The organism is Nocardioides nanhaiensis (genome assembly GCF_039542785.1).
Taxonomy (GTDB): domain Bacteria; phylum Actinomycetota; class Actinomycetes; order Propionibacteriales; family Nocardioidaceae; genus Nocardioides; species Nocardioides nanhaiensis.
In genome coordinates this window covers 465,685-481,855 of the sequence record NZ_BAABIM010000003.1, presented here as the reverse complement: position 1 = coordinate 481,855, position 16,171 = coordinate 465,685, and the positions used below count along the sequence as shown (strand labels likewise).

General features: G+C 71.9%; 15 protein-coding genes. 1 reads left to right on the top strand and 14 read right to left on the bottom strand.

From position 1 onward, the window contains the following. Positions 1 to 10: 10 nt before the first annotated feature. The 8 genes from prcA to ABD948_RS16340 all read right to left on the bottom strand — a co-directional run bounded on the left by prcA (position 11) and on the right by ABD948_RS16340 (position 8,556). A complete protein-coding gene (prcA, locus tag ABD948_RS16375) occupies positions 11 to 802 on the bottom strand; it encodes a proteasome subunit alpha (RefSeq protein WP_345267750.1) in 792 nt (263 codons plus the stop codon). Next, positions 802 to 1,668, bottom strand: a complete 867-nt coding sequence (gene prcB, locus ABD948_RS16370) for a proteasome subunit beta (protein ID WP_345267748.1) — start codon at positions 1,666 to 1,668, stop codon at positions 802 to 804. Before prcB ends, prcA begins: the two co-directional genes overlap by 1 nt. A gap of 4 nt (positions 1,669 to 1,672) precedes the next feature. Beyond that, entirely contained in the window at positions 1,673 to 1,870 is a 198-nt protein-coding gene (locus ABD948_RS16365; protein ID WP_345267746.1) for a ubiquitin-like protein Pup, read from the bottom strand. Positions 1,871 to 1,945: 75 nt separating this feature from the next. After that, the gene (dop, locus tag ABD948_RS16360) at positions 1,946 to 3,454 is read right to left on the bottom strand and encodes a depupylase/deamidase Dop (RefSeq protein WP_345267744.1); all 1,509 of its coding nucleotides are present in this window, start codon (positions 3,452 to 3,454) and stop codon (positions 1,946 to 1,948) included. A gap of 289 nt (positions 3,455 to 3,743) precedes the next feature. Then, on the bottom strand, positions 3,744 to 5,498 hold the full coding sequence (arc, locus tag ABD948_RS16355) for a proteasome ATPase (protein WP_345267742.1): 1,755 nt from the start codon (positions 5,496 to 5,498) through the stop codon (positions 3,744 to 3,746). 150 nt (positions 5,499 to 5,648) lie between these two features. Continuing rightward, positions 5,649 to 6,383 (bottom strand): glutamine amidotransferase, encoded by a 735-nt coding sequence (locus ABD948_RS16350; protein WP_345267740.1) that lies wholly within the window; start codon positions 6,381 to 6,383, stop codon positions 5,649 to 5,651. Beyond that, complete coding sequence (locus ABD948_RS16345; RefSeq protein ID WP_345268037.1) at positions 6,383 to 7,315, bottom strand: tRNA (adenine-N1)-methyltransferase; 933 nt, start codon at positions 7,313 to 7,315, stop codon at positions 6,383 to 6,385. Before ABD948_RS16345 ends, ABD948_RS16350 begins: the two co-directional genes overlap by 1 nt. A 95-nt stretch (positions 7,316 to 7,410) precedes the next feature. Continuing rightward, positions 7,411 to 8,556: a site-2 protease family protein gene (locus tag ABD948_RS16340; protein ID WP_345267738.1), complete on the bottom strand. Its 1,146-nt coding sequence runs from the start codon at positions 8,554 to 8,556 to the stop codon at positions 7,411 to 7,413. An 82-nt stretch (positions 8,557 to 8,638) separates the two neighbouring features. Between ABD948_RS16340 and ABD948_RS16335 the strand changes: the two genes are divergently transcribed. Then, entirely contained in the window at positions 8,639 to 9,556 is a 918-nt protein-coding gene (locus ABD948_RS16335) for a RecB family exonuclease (protein WP_345267736.1), read from the top strand. Here ABD948_RS16335 and ABD948_RS16330 read toward each other — a convergent pair. The 6 genes from ABD948_RS16330 to ABD948_RS16305 all read right to left on the bottom strand — a co-directional run bounded on the left by ABD948_RS16330 (position 9,519) and on the right by ABD948_RS16305 (position 16,089). After that, positions 9,519 to 10,568, bottom strand: a complete 1,050-nt coding sequence (locus ABD948_RS16330) for an ABC transporter ATP-binding protein (RefSeq protein WP_345267734.1) — start codon at positions 10,566 to 10,568, stop codon at positions 9,519 to 9,521. The two genes, ABD948_RS16335 and ABD948_RS16330, sit on opposite strands and share 38 nt — an antisense overlap. Further along, the gene (locus tag ABD948_RS16325) at positions 10,565 to 11,614 is read right to left on the bottom strand and encodes an ABC transporter ATP-binding protein (protein ID WP_345267732.1); all 1,050 of its coding nucleotides are present in this window, start codon (positions 11,612 to 11,614) and stop codon (positions 10,565 to 10,567) included. The genes ABD948_RS16330 and ABD948_RS16325 overlap by 4 nt, the downstream gene beginning before the upstream one ends. Then, positions 11,611 to 12,594 carry an ABC transporter permease gene (locus ABD948_RS16320; RefSeq protein ID WP_345267730.1) on the bottom strand — a complete coding sequence of 328 codons (984 nt, stop codon included), beginning with the start codon at positions 12,592 to 12,594 and terminating at the stop codon, positions 11,611 to 11,613. The genes ABD948_RS16325 and ABD948_RS16320 overlap by 4 nt, the downstream gene beginning before the upstream one ends. A gap of 1 nt (position 12,595) precedes the next feature. Next, the gene (locus ABD948_RS16315; protein WP_345267728.1) at positions 12,596 to 13,600 is read right to left on the bottom strand and encodes an ABC transporter permease; all 1,005 of its coding nucleotides are present in this window, start codon (positions 13,598 to 13,600) and stop codon (positions 12,596 to 12,598) included. A 12-nt stretch (positions 13,601 to 13,612) separates the two neighbouring features. Then, positions 13,613 to 15,313, bottom strand: coding sequence for an ABC transporter substrate-binding protein (locus tag ABD948_RS16310; protein WP_345267726.1), 1,701 nt, complete (start codon positions 15,311 to 15,313; stop codon positions 13,613 to 13,615). Between the two features lie 71 nt (positions 15,314 to 15,384). Beyond that, positions 15,385 to 16,089: an HAD family hydrolase gene (locus tag ABD948_RS16305; protein ID WP_345267724.1), complete on the bottom strand. Its 705-nt coding sequence runs from the start codon at positions 16,087 to 16,089 to the stop codon at positions 15,385 to 15,387. Positions 16,090 to 16,171 lie beyond the last annotated feature (82 nt).

The following is a 16,171-nucleotide window of genomic DNA, read 5'->3' as shown; positions in this document are numbered from 1 at the left end:
GGCCGGCGGGTCAGCCGGGGGGTGCCACCGGCGCGTCGTCGGAGGCGTCCGTGGCCGGCCCGTCGGGGCCGTCGGCGGCGCCGCCCGGCCCGCTGGAGGTGGCGCCCCGCTCGCCGAGCAGCGCCTGCAGGCGTGCCGGGACGATCCGGGCGAACTTGCGGGGCTGGGAGCGGGTGCGGTCCAGCACGGCCACCTCGAGGTCGTCGGTGGCGATCACGCGGTCCTCGGTCTGGGTGTGGCCCAGGGCCGCGACCGCCACCTGGAGCGCCTGCTCGAGCGTCGCGCCCTCGCGGTAGTGCTCCTTGAGGTGGGCCTCGACGGTCTCGGCGTCGCCGCCCATGACGGCGTAGCCGTGCTCGTCGCCCACCCGGCCCTCGTAGGTGAGCCGGTAGATCTGGTCCTGGGAGGCGACCTCGCCGACCTCGGCCACGAACAGCTCCACCTCGTAGGGCTTCTCGCCGCCGGAGGAGAAGATCGTGCCGAGGGTCTGTGCGTAGGCGTTGGCCAGGCCGCGGCCGGTCACGTCGCGCCGGTCGTAGGCGTAGCCGCGCATGTCGGCCAGACGCACCCCGGCGATGCGCAGGTTCTCGAACTCGTTGTAGCGCCCGACGGCCGCGAACGCGATGCGGTCGTAGATCTCGCTGACCTTGTGCAGCGCCTGCGAGGGATTCTCGGTCACGAACAGCACGCCGTCGGCGTACTGGACGGCGACCAGGGACCGGCCGCGGCCGATGCCCTTGCGCGCGAAGTCGGCCCGGTCCTTCATCAGCTGCTCGGGCGAGACGTAGAACGGGGCGCTCATCAGCGCTCACCTCCCGTGGTGGTGCCGCCGAGCAAGGGGGCGCCGGGGCCGTCGGGGCGGGTCATCCGTCCGGCGATCACCCGGTCGGCCACCTGGGCGACGTCGTCGTCGGTGAGGCGCCGGCCGCCCGCGGCGGTGATGACCCGCACCACCGGGAAGATCCGGCGGGTCAGGTCGGGGCCGCCGGTGGCCGAGTCGTCGTCGGCGGCGTCGTAGAGGGCCTGGATGGTGACCGTGACGGCCTCCTCCTCCGACAGGTCCTCGCGGTAGAGCTTCTTCAGCGAGCCCTTGGCGAACAGCGAGCCCGAGCCGACCGAGAAGAACGCGGTCTCCTCGTAGCGGCCACCCGTGACGTCGTAGCTGAAGATCCGGCCCTGGCCGGCGTCGAGGTCGAAGCCGGCGAAGAGCGGCACGACCGCGAGCCCCTGCATGGCCATGCCGAGGTTGCCGCGGATCAGGGTGGCGAGCCGGTTGGCCTTGCCGTCGAGGCTGAGCGTGCTGCCCTCGATCTTCTCGTAGTGCTCGAGCTCGACCTGGAAGAGCCGCACCATCTCCACGGCGATGCCCGCGGTGCCGGCGATGCCGACCGCGGAGAACTCATCGGCGGGGAAGACCTTCTCGATGTCGCGCTGGGCGATCACGTTGCCCATGGTGGCCCGTCGGTCACCGGAGATGACGACGCCGCCGGGGAAGGTGGCGGCCACGATCGTCGTGCCGTGGGGGGCGAGGTCACCCGCCGACGTACCGGACCCGGCCGGCCCGAGCGAGCGCGTGCTGGGCAGCAGGTCGGGCTGGTGGGCGGCGAGGAAGTCGTGGAAGGAGGAGCCCGACGCCGTGAAGGCCGCCGGGAGCCGCGCGTCGGTCACCGGGTCACTCCCCGCCCTTCTGGATGAACGACTTCACGAAGTCCTCGGCGTTGGTCTCCAGGACGTCGTCGATCTCGTCGAGGATCGCGTCGATGTCGCCGTCGAGGGCTTCCTTGCGCTCCGCGACGTCGGTCTCGGGCGCGGTCTCGACGCTCTCCTCCTCCTCGGAGGACTTGCGCGGCTGCTTCTGCTCCTGTGCCATGACCCGACCCTATCCGCACCCGGGTACACCGGGGAGCGGTCCTGCGTCGTGGCACGCCCCCGAGGGGCCGACGGGTCAGCGGGTGAGCGCGGTGAACAGCTGCTCGGCGGTGTCGCAGCGGTCGAGCAGGTCGCCCACGTGGGTGCGGCTGCCGCGCAACGGGTCGATCGTGGGCACCCGCTGCAGCGACTCGCGCCCCGGCAGGTCGAAGATCACCGAGTCCCAGGAGGCCGCGGCCACGTGCTCGGCGTACTTCTCCAGGCAGCGCCCGCGGAAGTAGGCGCGGGTGTCGTCCGGCGGGTCGTGCATGGCGGCCTCGACCGTGGGGTCGTCGAGCAGGCGCTGCATCCGCCCCATCCCCACCAGCCGGTGGTAGAGGCCCTTCTCGGGTCGGATGTCGGAGTACTGCAGGTCGATCAGCTGCAGCTTGGCGTCGCTCCACTCCAGGGAGTCGCGCTGCCGGTACTGCTCGAGCAGCTTGAGCTTGGCCACCCAGTCGAGCTCCTCGGCCAGCAGCATCGGGTCGCGCTCGAGCCGGTCGAGCACCGACTCCCAGCGTGCGAGCACGTCGAGGGTCTGCGCGTCGGCGTCGGACCCGTAGCGGTCCTCGACGAACTTGCGGGCGAGGTCGAGGTACTCCAGCTGCAGCTGGACAGCGGTGAGCCGACGGCCGTCGGTGAGCGTGACCTGGTGGGTGAGCGTGGGGTCGTGGGAGACCGCGCGCAGGGCGGCCACGGGGCCCTCCACGGAGAGCTGGCGGTCGATGAAGCGGTCCTCGATCATCGCCAGCACGAGCGCGGTGGTGCCGACCTTGAGGTAGGTGCTGATCTCGGCGAGATTGGCGTCGCCGATGATCACGTGCAGGCGCCGGTACTTCTCGGGGTCGGCGTGCGGCTCGTCGCGGGTGTTGATGATCGGCCGCTTGAGCGTGGTCTCGAGCCCCACCTCGACCTCGAAGAAGTCGGCGCGCTGGCTGATCTGGAAGCCCTTCTCGCGCCCCTCCTGGCCGATGCCGACGCGGCCGGCGCCGGTGAAGACCTGGCGGCTGACGAAGAACGGCGTGAGGTGGGTGACGATCTCGGCGAACGGCGTCGAGCGTCGCATCAGGTAGTTCTCGTGCGCGCCGTAGGAGGCGCCCTTGTTGTCGGTGTTGTTCTTGTACAGCACGATCGGCGCGCCCCCCGGCATCACCGCGGCCCGCCGGGCGGCGTCGAGCATGACCTGCTCGCCGGCCTTGTCCCAGGTGACGATGTCGAGCGGGGTGGTGACCTCGGGGGTGGAGAACTCCGGGTGCGCGTGGTCGACGTAGAGCCGCGCCCCGTTGGTGAGGATCACGTTGGCCAGGCCGAGGTCCTCGTCGGTGAGCTGGCTCGGGTCGGCGACCCGGCGCGACATGTCGAAGCCGCGCGCGTCGCGCAGCGGGGACTCCTCCTCGAAGTCCCAGCGCGCCCGCCGGGCCCGGACGGTGGCCGACGCGTAGGCGTTGACCACCTGGGAGCTGGCGACCATGGGGTTGGCCAGCGGTTGCCCCTGCACCGAGATGCCGTACTCGATCTCGGTGCCCATGACCCGGCGGACGCTCATGGCACGAGCCTACGCGTCGTCACCGACGCGCCCGTGCCGCGTGGGTCTCAGCGCTTGGAGAGCACCCGCTGGGCCAGGAAGATGATGGCCAGGACGACGAGAATGATGATGAGCCACTTCATGGGTGTTACCTCTTCTTCTCCGTTGGGCGGGCCGGTCCGGCCCGATGCGGGGACGGTACCCCCCGGTGGCCCTCGTCACGTCCGACGACACCCCCAGCGCACGGAGACGAGTCCGGTCCGGCCCACCGAGGTGGACCGGACCGGGAGTGGTCGTGCAGGTGTGGCCGCTACAGGTACTGGCCGGTGTTGCTGGCGGTCTCGATGGACCGGCCCGGCTCGGTGCCCTGCTTGCCGGTGATCAGCGTGCGGATGAAGACGATCCGCTCGCCCTTCTTGCCCGAGATCCGCGCCCAGTCGTCGGGGTTGGTGGTGTTCGGGAGGTCCTCGTTCTCCTTGAACTCGTCGACGCACGCCTGCAGCAGGTGCTGGACCCGCAGGCCCTTCTGCTGGTGGTCCAGCCAGTCCTTGATCGCCATCTTCTTGGCGCGGTCGACGATGTTCTGGATCATCGCGCCCGAGTTGAAGTCCTTGAAGTACAGGACCTCCTTGTCGCCGTTGGCGTAGGTGACCTCGAGGAACCGGTTCTCCTCGGTCTCGGTGTACATCCGCTCCACCGTCGCCTGGATCATGCCGGCCACGCAGGCGTCGCGGTCCTCGCCGAACTCGGCGAGGTCGTCGGCGTGCAGCGGCAGCGAGGGCAGCAGGTACTTGGAGAAGATGTCGCGGGCCGACTCGGCGTCGGGCCGCTCGATCTTGATCTTCACGTCGAGTCGGCCCGGCCGCAGGATCGCGGGGTCGATCATGTCCTCGCGGTTGGACGCACCGATCACCAGCACGTTCTCCAGGGTCTCGACGCCGTCGATCTCGCTGAGCAGCTGCGGGACGATGGTGTTCTCGACGTCGGAGGAGACGCCCGAGCCGCGGGTGCGGAACAGGGAGTCCATCTCGTCGAAGAAGACGATGACCGGCGTGCCCTGCGAGGCCTTCTCGCGCGCCCGCTGGAAGACCAGGCGGATGTGCCGCTCGGTCTCGCCCACGTACTTGTTGAGCAGCTCGGGGCCCTTGATGTTGAGGAAGTAGGACTTGCCCTCGGCCCCCGTGCGCGCAGCGACCTTCTTGGCCAGCGAGTTGGCGACCGCCTTGGCGATCAGCGTCTTGCCGCAGCCCGGCGGGCCGTAGAGCAGCACGCCCTTGGGCGGCTTGAGCTGGTGCTCGGTGAACAGCTCGGGGTGCAGGTAGGGCAGCTCGACGGCGTCCTGGATCTGCTCGATCTGGCCACCGAGACCACCGATGGACTCGTAGGCGATGTCGGGGACCTCCTCGAGGACGAGCTCCTCGACCTCGCTCTTGGGCACCCGCTCGTAGACGTAGCCGGCCCGTGAGTCCAGCAGCAGCGAGTCACCGGCGCGCAGGGTGATCTCGCGCAGCGGCTCGGCCAGCCGCACGACCCGCTCCTCGTCGGCGTTGGCGATGACCAGGACGCGGTCGCCGTCGGCGAGCAGCTCCTTGAACATCACGACCTCGCCGACCTGCTCGAACTCGAGCGCCTCGACGACGTTGAGCGCCTCGTTGAGCATGACCTCCTGTCCCCGCTGCAGGGCGTCGAGGTCGACGGCCGGGCTCACGGTGACGCGCAGCTTGCGGCCCCCGGTGAACACGTCGACCGAGTCGTCCTCGTGCCGGGCGAGGAAGGTGCCGAAGCCGGCAGGCGGCTGCGCCAGCCGGTCGACCTCCTCCTTGAGCTTCATGATCTGGTCGCGCGCCTCGCGGAGCGTGCCGGCCAGCCGCTCGTTCTGCGCGGTGGTGGCCGCGAGCGAGCGCTGGGTGTCTGCGAGCCGCAGCTCGAGCCCGCGGTGCGAGCCGGGCGACTCGCTCAGCCGGCGGCGGAGGTCGGCGACCTCGGCCTCGAGAAAACGCACCTGGGACTCGAGCGCGTCGCGCGAGCTCCCGGCGGGTCCTGTACCACTGTCCATGGACGACATGTGCGTCACCTCCTGCCTTGTCGACCCTACCGGTGGGGACCTCGGAGGGAAGGGCGACGCGGTCAGGAAGAGATCACGTTTTGCGGCGCCGTCCGGTCACACGGCGTTCACGGACCGTTCCGCGGACCGCTCCACGCACGGATGGGCTGCTCAGTCGCGGGTGTAGCGAGCAGCGAAGTTGGCCAGGATCCGCATCGGGTGCTCGACGGCGACCGCCTGCGCACGCGCCGTCAGCTCGGCCTCCTCGGAGGGGTCGAAGTAGCCGTAGGTGGCGTAGACCGCGATCCGGGTGAGCACGCCGGCCAGGTCGAGCTCGGGGTGGAACTGGGTGGCGTAGACGTGCTGCCCGACCCGGAAGGCCTGCACCGGGCAGGCGCGCGAGGTGGCGAGCAGCGTGGCGCCCGGCGGCACCGCGGCCAGCGCCTCCTTGTGGCCGCCGTAGGCCGCGAAGTCACGGGGCAGCCCGGCCATCAGCGGGTCCGCCTCCCCCTCCTCGGTGAGCGTCACCTCGAGCGGACCCACCGGCTCGGGGTGCTCGCGGTCGACGACGCCGCCCTGGTGGCCGCCGAGCGTGCCGATGCCGAAGCAGGCGCCCAGGAAGGGGTGGTCGGCGGCGACGACGTCGTCGAGCAGCCGGGCGATGTCGGCCTCGGCCTGCACCTGCTCGGGCGACTTGTGCTCCGCCGGCTCGGTGGTGGTGAACGCTCCCCCGCCCAGGAGGATGCCCGACCACCGGTCGACGTGGTCGGCCACCCAGGGCTCGGGACCGAGCTGGGCGCGCTCGAGGCCCTCGGCCCCGACGCCGAGGAAGCGTCGGAAGGCCGCCTCCTCCTCGAGCGCGGCCCGCTCCTCGGCACGGATGGAGAGCAGCAGGAACGGTCGCATCAGCCGTCGGTGCCGGGCGCGCCGTCGGCCTCGGGCGGGGGCGCGGGCACGCCCGGTGGGCGAGGGCCGGTGTAGTCGGGTCCGTAGGCGCCCGGGGCCGGGCGGCGCTTCTTGAGCGGCGGCCGCTGGCCCGGCGCCATCCGGCGCGCGGTGATCAGGAACGCGGTGTGGCCGTTCATCGCGTGGCTGGGTCGCACGGCCAGCCCCTCGAGGTGCCAGTCCCGCACCAGCGACTCCCACGCGTGCGGCTCGGTGAAGCCGCCGTGCAGCCGCACCGCCTCCGCGAAGCGGGAGAGCTGGGTGGTGGTGGCCACGTAGGCGCACACGATGCCGCCGGGGCGCAGGGCCTCGCCGACGGCGTCCAGGCAGTCCCAGGGGGCGAGCATGTCGAGGATGATCCGGTCGCAGCGCTCGCCCGAGGCGGGCAGCTCGGCGGCCAGGTCGCCGATCGTGAGGTGCCAGGCGGGGTGGTCGCGGCCCTCCTCGGCGCCGAAGAACTGGCGCACGTTGCGCTGCGCCACCTCGGCGAACTCCTCGCGCACCTCGTAGGAGGAGACGCGGCCGTGCGGACCGACCGCCCGCAGCAGCGAGCAGGTGAGCGCGCCGGAGCCGACGCCGGCCTCCACCACGTGGGCACCGGGGAAGATGTCGGCCATCGCCACGATCTGCGCGGAGTCCTTGGGGTAGACCACGGCGGCGCCGCGCGGCATCGAGACCACGAACTCGGAGAGCAGCGGGCGGAAGACCAGGTACTCCCCGCCGGCGCTGGAGGTGACGGTGAAGCCCTCCTCGCGGCCGATGAGCTCGTCGTGGTCGAGGTGACCCTTGTTGGAGAAGAAGCGCTTGCCGGCGACGAGCTCGAAGTTGTGCTTGCGGCCCTTGGCGTCGACCAGCCGCACCCACTCGCCCTCGCGCAGCACACCGCGGTGCACACCCGACCAGGCCTCGGGCGGGACGTCGGGGGCGTCGGGCTGGCCGGGCTGGCCGGGACGGTCGTCATTCACGCGCCGCACCGTACCGAAGGCGACTAGCGTTCGCGGAAAGCGCGATCGACGTCGGCGGCGGCGAGCACGCCGTAGATGGTGCCGTCCTCCTCGAGGAGCACGTACTCGTGCGCGGGCGTGCCCTGCAGCGCGGCCACGAGGTCCTCGCCGCGCAGGCCCACGGGCAGGGCGAGCCCCTGGGCGATGGTGCGGGCCACCGAGGAGACCGGGACCCAGGGCCGGCGGTCCTCCGGCACCGCCAGCAGCGCGCGCTCGTTGACGACGCCGAGGGGCTCCCCCGTGGCTCCCAGTGTGACCAGGCTCCCGGCCTGGGCCTCGCGGGCGCGGCGCACGGCCTCGGCCAGCGGCAGGTCGTCGGGCACCGCCAGCGTGCGGCGCGCCAGGTCACGGGCCACCAGGCCGGGCAGGCGTCGTCGCAACCGGCCCGAGGCGATGGCCGCCGAGGCGCCGACCCAGAGGAAGAGCGCGACGACGAAGGCGAGCAGGTAGTCGAGCAGGTCGGGGGGCGTGCCCAGGACGCTCTCCTGCACGAGCGGCCAGGTGAGGGCCAGCGCGGCGGTGACGCGACCGCCCCAGCCGGCGGCGATGGTGCCGCGGTGCACGTCGCCGCTGACGCGCCACACGAGCGACTTGAGCACCCGGCCGCCGTCGAGCGGCAGGCCGGGCACCAGGTTGAGCACGCCGATGAGCAGGTTGGCCACGCACAGCGCCTCGACGGCGAGTGCGAGCAGTCCCGGCGTCAGGGGTTGGCGCAGGCCGAGCGCGGCCAGGCCGATGGCCAGGGAGGTGATCGGCCCGACGACGGCGATCACGAACTCCTGGCGCGGGGTGCGCGCCTCGCCCCGGACCGAGGTCATGCCGCCCAGGAAGTGCAGGGTGATCGACTCGACCTGGAAGCCGTAGCGCCGCGCGGCGAACGCGTGCGAGGCCTCGTGCAGCAGCACGGCGAGGTAGAGCACGACGGCGAACCCCAGGCCCGCCACGTAGGCGCCCGCGCCCAAGCCGGGTTGGATCCGGTCGACGGCGGGGGCCATGACGACGGCGATCAGCGCGGCCACCACGAACCAGGTGGAGGAGACCCGCACCTCGGCGCCGGCGATGCGGCCCAGCCGCAGCGTGCCCGGCGGGCGCGGCGGCCCGGCCTGCGGGGCCGGGTCGGGGTCAGGCACGTAGCGAGGCTATCCGAGGCCCCCGCCGGCGCCGGCGGGGACTGTCGGCGCGCTGCACTACCGTGCGGCGCAGGAGGTCCGGATGAGCAGCCAGCAGGTGGTGGGCGGGGTCGGCGACGCGTCGCAGGAGGCCGCGGCGCCGGGTACCGCGCCGCTGGGCACGCTCTCCCCCAGCCGCGCCGGCGACTTCCTCTCCTGCCCGCTGCTCTACCGCTTCCGGTCGGTCGACCGCCTGCCCGAGCCCGTCTCCCTCGACGCGCTGCGCGGCACCGTGGTGCACCGGGTGCTGGAGCAGCTCTACGACCTGCCTGCGCCCCAGCGCACGCCCGAGCGCGCGGGTGCGCTCGTGCCGGGCGCCTGGGCCGAGATCCTCACTCAGGAGCCGGAGGCGCAGGAGGGCTTCGCCGACGACGCCGCGCGCGAGGCCTGGCTGGCCACCTGCGAGACCTCGGTGCGGCGCTACTTCGACCTCGAGGACCCCACCCGGCTCGAGCCCGCGGACCGCGAGCTCTACGTCGAGACGCTCCTGGAGTCCAAGCTGCTGGTGCGCGGCATCGTCGACCGGGTCGACGTCGCGGCCGACGGCGCGATCCGCGTCGTCGACTACAAGACCGGGCGTGCGCCCGGCGTCGGCTGGGAGGCCAAGGCGCTCTTCCAGCTGCGGATCTACGCCCTCGCGCTGTGGCGCGAGCGCGGCGTGCTGCCCGCCATGCTGCAGCTGCTCTACCTCGGCGACGGCCAGGTGATCCGCTACGAGCCGGACGCACAGAGCCTGATGGCCACCGAGCGCAAGCTCGAGGCCGTCTGGCGTGCGATCGCCACCGCGCACGAGACCGGCGAGTTCCTGCCGCACCGCAGCGGGCTCTGCGGCTGGTGCGCCCACCAGGCGATCTGCCCGGCCTGGGGCGGCACGCCTCCCCCGCTGCCGGACTCCCTCGTCAGCCGGCCGGTCAGCGGACCCGTCACGAGCCCTGGAGGTCCGCCACCTCCTGCGCCGTGACCTCGTGGGGCCGCACCGTGCCCGCCTCGATCTCCTCGGCCCAGTGGCACGCCACCCGGTGGCCAGGTGCCAGCAGGCGCAGCTGCGGCCGCTCGTCGTGGCAGCGGGTCTCCTGCCGGAAGGGGCAGCGCGTGTGGAAGCGGCACCCCGAGGGCGGATCGGCCGGAGAGGGCAGGTCGCCGGCCAGCATGATGCGCTCGCGGCGGGCCTCCACCCCCGGGTCCGGCACCGGGACCGCCGACATCAGCGCCTTGGTGTAGGGGTGGCGCGGAGTCGCGTACAGCGCGTCGCTGTCGGCCTGCTCCACCACGCCGCCGAGGTACATCACGGCCACCTCGTCCGAGACGTGCCGCACCACGGCCAGGTCGTGGGCGATCACCAGGTAGGTGAGCCCGAGCCGCTCCTGCAGCTCGTCGAGCAGGTTGAGCACCTGGGCCTGGATGGAGACGTCGAGGGCCGAGACCGGCTCGTCGGCGATCACCAGCTGCGGCTCGAGCGCGATCGCGCGGGCGATGCCGATGCGCTGGCGCTGCCCGCCGGAGAACTCGTGCGGGTACTTCAGGGCCGCCGAGGTGGGCAGACCCACCTGGTCGAGCAGCTCGCGCACCCGGGTGGCCTTGTCGTAGCGGATGCCGTGGGCCTTGAGGGGCTCGGTGAGGATCGTCTCCACGCTCTGGCGCGGGTTGAGGCTGGCCAGCGGGTCCTGGAAGACCATCTGCAGGTGCCGACGCATCGTGCGCAGCTTCTCGCCCTTCAGCGTGGCGACGTCGGTGCCGTCGAAGTACACCGACCCCTCGGTCACCGGCGCCAGCCGCAGGATCGCCTTGCCCAGCGTCGACTTGCCGCACCCCGACTCGCCGACGAGACCGAGCGTGCGTCCGCGGGGCACCTCGAGGTCGACGCCGTCGACGGCCTTCACGTGCCCCACGGTGCGGTCGAGCACCAGGCCGCTGCGGATCGGGTAGTGCACCTTGAGGCCCTCGACACGCAGCAGCACGTCGTCGCCGGTCATCGAGCCACCTCGCTGCGGGCGTCGGTGACCGGGTCGGTGGGCTCCAGCGGGTGGTGGCAGCGCACGTGGCGGATCCCCTCGTCGGTGAGCGCGGGCGGCTGGTCGGTGCACGCGGCGACGACCCGCTCGCAGCGCGGGGCGAAGGCGCACCCCTGCGTCCAGGGCAGCGTGCTGGTGGGCGAGCCGGGGATGGCGTGCAGCGGCTCGCCTCGCGGTGAGTCGAGCCGCGGGATGCTGCGCAGCAGGCCGCCGGTGTAGGGGTGCCGCGGCTGGCTGAAGAGCACGTCGCGCGTCGTCGACTCCACGATCCGACCGCTGTACATCACGTTGACCCGGTCGCACAGGCCGGCGACGACGCCGAGGTCGTGGGTGATCATGAGCAGCGCGGCGTCGGTCTCGGCCACCAGCTCCTTGAGCACCTCGAGCACCTGGGCCTGGATGGTCACGTCGAGCGCGGTCGTGGGCTCGTCGGCGATCAGCAGGCGCGGGTTGCACGCCAGCGCGATGGCGATGAGGACGCGCTGGCGCATGCCGCCCGAGAGCTGGTGCGGGTACTCCTTGAGCCGCCGCACGGGGTCGGGGATCCCGACCCGCTTCAACAGGTCGCCGGCACGGTCGCGCGCCTCCTTCTTCGAGACGTCGTTGTGCCGCGAGATCACCTCGGCGACCTGCACACCGACGGTCACGACGGGGTTCAGCGAGGTCATCGGGTCCTGGAAGACCATCGCGATGTCGCGGCCGCGCAGCTTCGACATGGCCGACTGCCCCAGGTCGAGCAGGTTGCGGCCGTCGTAGCGGACCTCGCCGGAGGTGCGGACCCCGCGGCGGGGCAGCAGCCCCATGACGGCCAGCGAGGTGACCGACTTGCCGCTGCCGGACTCCCCCACCAGCCCGACGTGCTCGCCCGGCTGGATGTCGAAGGTGACGCCGTCGACCGCCTGGGTGCTGCGCTGCCCGCGCAGGCCGAACTCCACGCGCAGGTCCCGCACCGCCAGCAGCGGCTCGCGGCCGGGGTGGTTGCCGGTCGTGCCGGTCGTCCGCGTCATCGTCTGCTCCTGGGGTCGAGGGCCTCGCGCAGGGCCTCGCCGAACAGCGTGAAGCCCAGGGCGGTGATGGCGATGGCCACACCGGGGTAGATCGCGAGCCGCGGGTCGACGGCGAAGCGGTCCTGCGCAGCGACCAGCATCCGACCCCACTCGGCCACCGCCGGGTTGCCCTCGCCCAGGCCGAGGTAGCTCAGGGCGGCGACCTCGATGATCGCGGTGGCCAGGTTGAGCGTCGCCTGGACGATGGTGGGGCCCAGCGAGTTGGGCAGCACGTGGCTCATCACGATGCGTCGCTTGCGGATCCCCAGCGCGGAGGCGGCGAGCACGTAGTCCGAGCGGCCCTGGGCCAGCATCGATCCGCGCAGGAGCCGCGCGAAGATGGGCACCTGCGCGACGCCGATGGCGATGATGATCGCGTAGGCGTTCTTGCCGAGCACTGCCGCGATGCTGACGGCGAGCAGCAGGCTGGGCACCGAGAGCATGATGTCGACCAGGCGCATCACCAGTGTGTCGACCGCCTTGCCGAACCGGCCGCCCACGGCGCCGAAGCCGCCGGCGAGCAGGCCCAGCGAGGCACCGACCACCAGGCCCACCGCGGTGGAGACCACGCCGTAGACCAGGGACTGGCGGGCGCCGTAGAGCAGCTGGGTGAGCATGTCGGAGCCGAAGGAGTCCAGGCCGAGGACGTGCTCGTCGGAGGGGCCGGGCACCTTGCCGGGCGTCACCTGGCCGGCCCACTCGCCGGTGCCCGGCTGGTAGGGCGCCAGCAGCGGGGCGATGATCGCGACGACCACGAAGGCCAGCACGATCAGCGCGCCGATGATCGCGGCGGGGTTGCGGCGCAGCCGCTGCACGGCCCCGCGCCACAGGCTCGTGCCGTGCTCGGTGGCGGTGGGCTCCAGCATGGTGGTGGCGGGGTCGCCCGGGCCACCGGGATCGCCAGGGCCTCCGGGGCCGGCCGGCATCATCGGGATGCTCATCTCAGCTCACCCGCACCCGTGGGTCGATGACGCCGTAGAGCAGGTCGACGGCCAGGTTGATCAGCGAGTAGATGATCGCGATGAAGATGATGTACCCCTGCAGGACCGGGTAGTCGCGTTGGCTGATGGCCGAGAACAGGTACGAGCCGATGCCGTTGAATCCGAACACCGTCTCGGTGAGCACTGCTCCCGAGAAGAGCAGACCGGTCTGCAGACCGATCGTGGTGGCCACCGGGAGCATCGCGTTGCGCAGCACGTGGCGACGCGAGATCACGCTGCGCGCCAGGCCCTTGCTCTCGGCCGTGCGCACGTAGTCCTCGTGCATCACCTCGGCCACCGAGGCGCGCGTGATCCGCACGATGATGGCGAGCGGGATCGTGCCCAGCGCGATGCCGGGCAGCACCAGGTGCATGATCGCGTCCCACGCCGCGTCGAACTCGCGTGTCAGCAGGCCGTCCAGCACGGCGAACCCGGTGACGTCGGTGGCGTCGATCCGTGGATCCAGACGACCGACGGTGGGGAAGATCCCGAGCCAGTTGGCGAAGACCAGCTTGAGCAGGATCGCCAGGAAGAACACGGGGATCGTGACGCCGAGCAGGGAGCCCGAGACGACGACCGAGTCGAGCCACCGCCCCTGGTAGCGGGCGGCCAGGTACCCGAGCGGGATGCCCAGGACGACGGCGAACAGCAGCGCGGCGAGCGCCAGCTCGATCGTGGCCGGGAACCGCTCGAGGAAGCCCTCGAGCACGGGGCGACCGTCGCGGATGGAGGAGAGGAAGTCACCGCGCAGCAGCGACCCCATGTAGGTGCCGTACTGCTGCAGCACCGGCTGGTCGAAGCCGTAGGCCTCCGTGACGCGAGCGATGCTCTCGTCGGTGGCGCGCTGGCCCAGCAGCGCACGGGCCGGGTCGCCCGGCAGGGCCCTCACCCACACGAAGAGGAGGAGTGAGAGCCCTGCCAGGAGCGGCACCATCAGCGCCAGGCGGCGCAGGGTGAAGCGGAGCACTGAGCGCCGGCGTCAGTCGCTGGGAACGGTGATGCTGTTCCAGACCTCGTCCTGCACGGGGCTGGGCTCGTAGCCCTCGACACCGGGGGCGAAGGCCAGCGACGGCACCGGGTGGGCCAGCGGCACACCGGGCAGGAACTCCATGACCTGACGGTTGATCTCCTCGTAGGCGGGGGTCTGCTCCTCCACCGTGGGCAGCTCGCGGGCCTCGCGCAGGGCCGTGAACAGCTCCGGGTTGTCGAAGCCCCACTCGTTCTGCTCGGTGCCGAAGAAGACGCCGAGGAAGTTGTCGGTGTCGTTGTAGTCGCCGGTCCAGCCGAGCAGGTGGATGCCGTGGTCGGGAGTCCCCTGGATCTTCTCCAGGTAGTCCGGGTCCCACTGGTCGGCGGTCGGCGTGATCTCCAGGCCGACGGCCTCCAGCTGCGTGCGCAGGATGTTGTAGGTGGCCTCCGGGTCCGGCATGTACGGGCGCGAGACGCCGGTCGGGTAGTTGAACTCGATGGTCGCGCCGGCGGCGCCGGCCTCCTCGAGCAGCTGCTGCGCGAGCTCGGGGTCGTACTCGTAGGTGGGCACGTCCTCGGTGTAGCCGTTGACGACCTCGGGGATGAACTCGATGGCCTTCTCGGTGCCCTCGGGCAGCGAGGCGCTGATGACCTCGTCGAGGTTGATGGCGTGCGCGATCGCCTCGCGCACCTGCGGGTCGTCGAGCGGCGGCTGCTTCTGGTTCATGCCCAGGTACAGCACGTTGAAGGCCGGGCGGTTCTCGATCGTCATGCCGGCCTCCTCGAGGGGGGCCAGGTCGGCCGGGCCCACGAGGTCGTAGCCGTCGATCTCACCGTTGGTGAGGGCGGTCGCGCGGGCGCTCGGGTCGTCGATGGCGACGACGATCGCCTCGTCGATCTTGGCGGCCTCGCCCCAGTAGTCCTCGTTGCGCTCGAGGGTGACGTTCTCGCCGCGGTTCCAGGCGCCGAGGACGAAGGGACCGGTGCCGGTCGGGCGAGCGGTCGAGTACTCGGAGTTGCGCGGGTTCTCGGCGGCGTCGTCCTGGTACTCCTCCAGGGCGGTGGGACTCTGCATCGAGAACGCCGGCAGCGACATCGCCGAGATGAAGCCGGCGAAGGGGCTCTTCAACGTGATGGTGGCGGTCGCGGGGTCGTCCGCGGAGCACGAGTCGTAGATGGCGTCGGCGGCGTTGTCGCCGGTGGCGAAGCCGCGGAAGAGCGCACCGTAGTAGTAGGTGAGGTCCTCGGTCTGGGCGCTCTCCGGCATGTTGTACCAGCGGTCGAAGTTCGCGCAGACGGCCTCGGCGTTGAACTCGGTGCCGTCGTGGAAGGTGACGCCCTCCTCGAGGGAGAACGTGTAGGTGAGGCCGTCCTCGGAGACCTCCCACTCCTTGGCCAGGAGCGGCGCGGGGTCGGCGGTGCCGGGCACCGTGCCGACCAGGCCCTCGAACATCTGGCGCGCCACGCGGAAGCTCTCGCCGTCGGAGGCGAAGAACGGGTCGAGGGTGACCGGCTCGGCGGACCCGGCGAAGACGAACTGGCCGCCACTGGCCTGGGCCTCGCCCCCGCCCTCGCCGCCACCGCCGCCGTCGCGGTTGCTCTCGGCGCAGCCGGCGAGGACGAGCGCCCCCACGGCGAGTCCGGCGATCGCGCCGGCGCGCACACGATTGATCCTGTTTCCCACGTTCCACCTCATGTCGAGCAGAGCCATCCCGGCACCGTCCCGAGGTCACGGGAGCGCCGAGCGAACAGGCGGAACATACGCGCCGTGCGGCGGCCTGGCTACGACAGATCGACCGGTCGCAGGTCGCGATCTGGCAACAATCTGAGCTCCGACGCCGTGATCTCGGCGAGGTTGTCGGCGAACACGCGCCCCTCCCCGGCCGGCACCGGCACGTGGTGGGGCACCACCAGGACGGTGCACCCCGCGGCGGCCGCGGAGGCGGCGCCGGTGGCGGAGTCCTCGATCGCCAGGCACGCGCTCGCGTCGAGCCCCAGCCTGGCCGCGGCGGTGAGGTAGGGCTCGGGGTGCGGCTTGCCGTGGGTGACGGCGTCGCCGGTCACCACCGTGGTGAAGCTCCCCTCGGGCAGGTGGGCCAGGATCGGTTCGACGAAGCGTGTGTAGGACATCGTGACCAGCGCGCACGGTACGCCGTCGGCCCGCAGCGCATCGAGCAGCTCACGGGCCCCCGGCCGCCAGGGGACCTCCTCCTGCACCCGCGCCACGACGCCGTCGAGCAGGTACTCCACGACCTCCTCGGCGCTCATCTGCAGACCCATGACCTCGCGGATGTAGCGGCCCGAGCTGAGCAGGTCGTTGCCCACCAGGTTCATCGCGTGCTCGTGGCTCCACGTGGCGCCGTGCTCGGCGGCCAGCTGGTGCTCGACCTCGATCCAGTACGGCTCGGTGTCCACGAGGGTGCCGTCCATGTCCCACAGGACCGCGGCGGGGCGGCGTCCGGGCGTCTCGGCAGGCGACGTCGTCATGGGGTCCAGTCAATCGTCCGGCGCCGGCACCGCTCGAATCGACGGCGACGTGAGCCTGCGCTCACCGGCGACCGGCGGCCCG

What these genes read in the sequence shown, in the direction of transcription:
- prcA (WP_345267750.1), bottom strand. Translation starts at nt 802, where the DNA reads ATGAGCGCCCCGTTCTACGTCTCGCCCGAGCAGCTGATGAAGGACCGG.
- ABD948_RS16330 (WP_345267734.1), bottom strand. Translation starts at nt 10,568, where the DNA reads ATGACCGGCGACGACGTGCTGCTGCGTGTCGAGGGCCTCAAGGTGCAC.
- arc (WP_345267742.1), bottom strand. Translation starts at nt 5,498, where the DNA reads ATGTCGTCCATGGACAGTGGTACAGGACCCGCCGGGAGCTCGCGCGAC.
- ABD948_RS16320 (WP_345267730.1), bottom strand. Translation starts at nt 12,594, where the DNA reads ATGAGCATCCCGATGATGCCGGCCGGCCCCGGAGGCCCTGGCGATCCC.
- ABD948_RS16325 (WP_345267732.1), bottom strand. Translation starts at nt 11,614, where the DNA reads ATGACGCGGACGACCGGCACGACCGGCAACCACCCCGGCCGCGAGCCG.
- ABD948_RS16335 (WP_345267736.1), top strand. Translation starts at nt 8,639, where the DNA reads ATGAGCAGCCAGCAGGTGGTGGGCGGGGTCGGCGACGCGTCGCAGGAG.
- ABD948_RS16310 (WP_345267726.1), bottom strand. Translation starts at nt 15,313, where the DNA reads ATGGCTCTGCTCGACATGAGGTGGAACGTGGGAAACAGGATCAATCGT.
- ABD948_RS16305 (WP_345267724.1), bottom strand. Translation starts at nt 16,089, where the DNA reads ATGACGACGTCGCCTGCCGAGACGCCCGGACGCCGCCCCGCCGCGGTC.
- ABD948_RS16350 (WP_345267740.1), bottom strand. Translation starts at nt 6,383, where the DNA reads ATGCGACCGTTCCTGCTGCTCTCCATCCGTGCCGAGGAGCGGGCCGCG.
- ABD948_RS16365 (WP_345267746.1), bottom strand. Translation starts at nt 1,870, where the DNA reads ATGGCACAGGAGCAGAAGCAGCCGCGCAAGTCCTCCGAGGAGGAGGAG.
- dop (WP_345267744.1), bottom strand. Translation starts at nt 3,454, where the DNA reads ATGAGCGTCCGCCGGGTCATGGGCACCGAGATCGAGTACGGCATCTCG.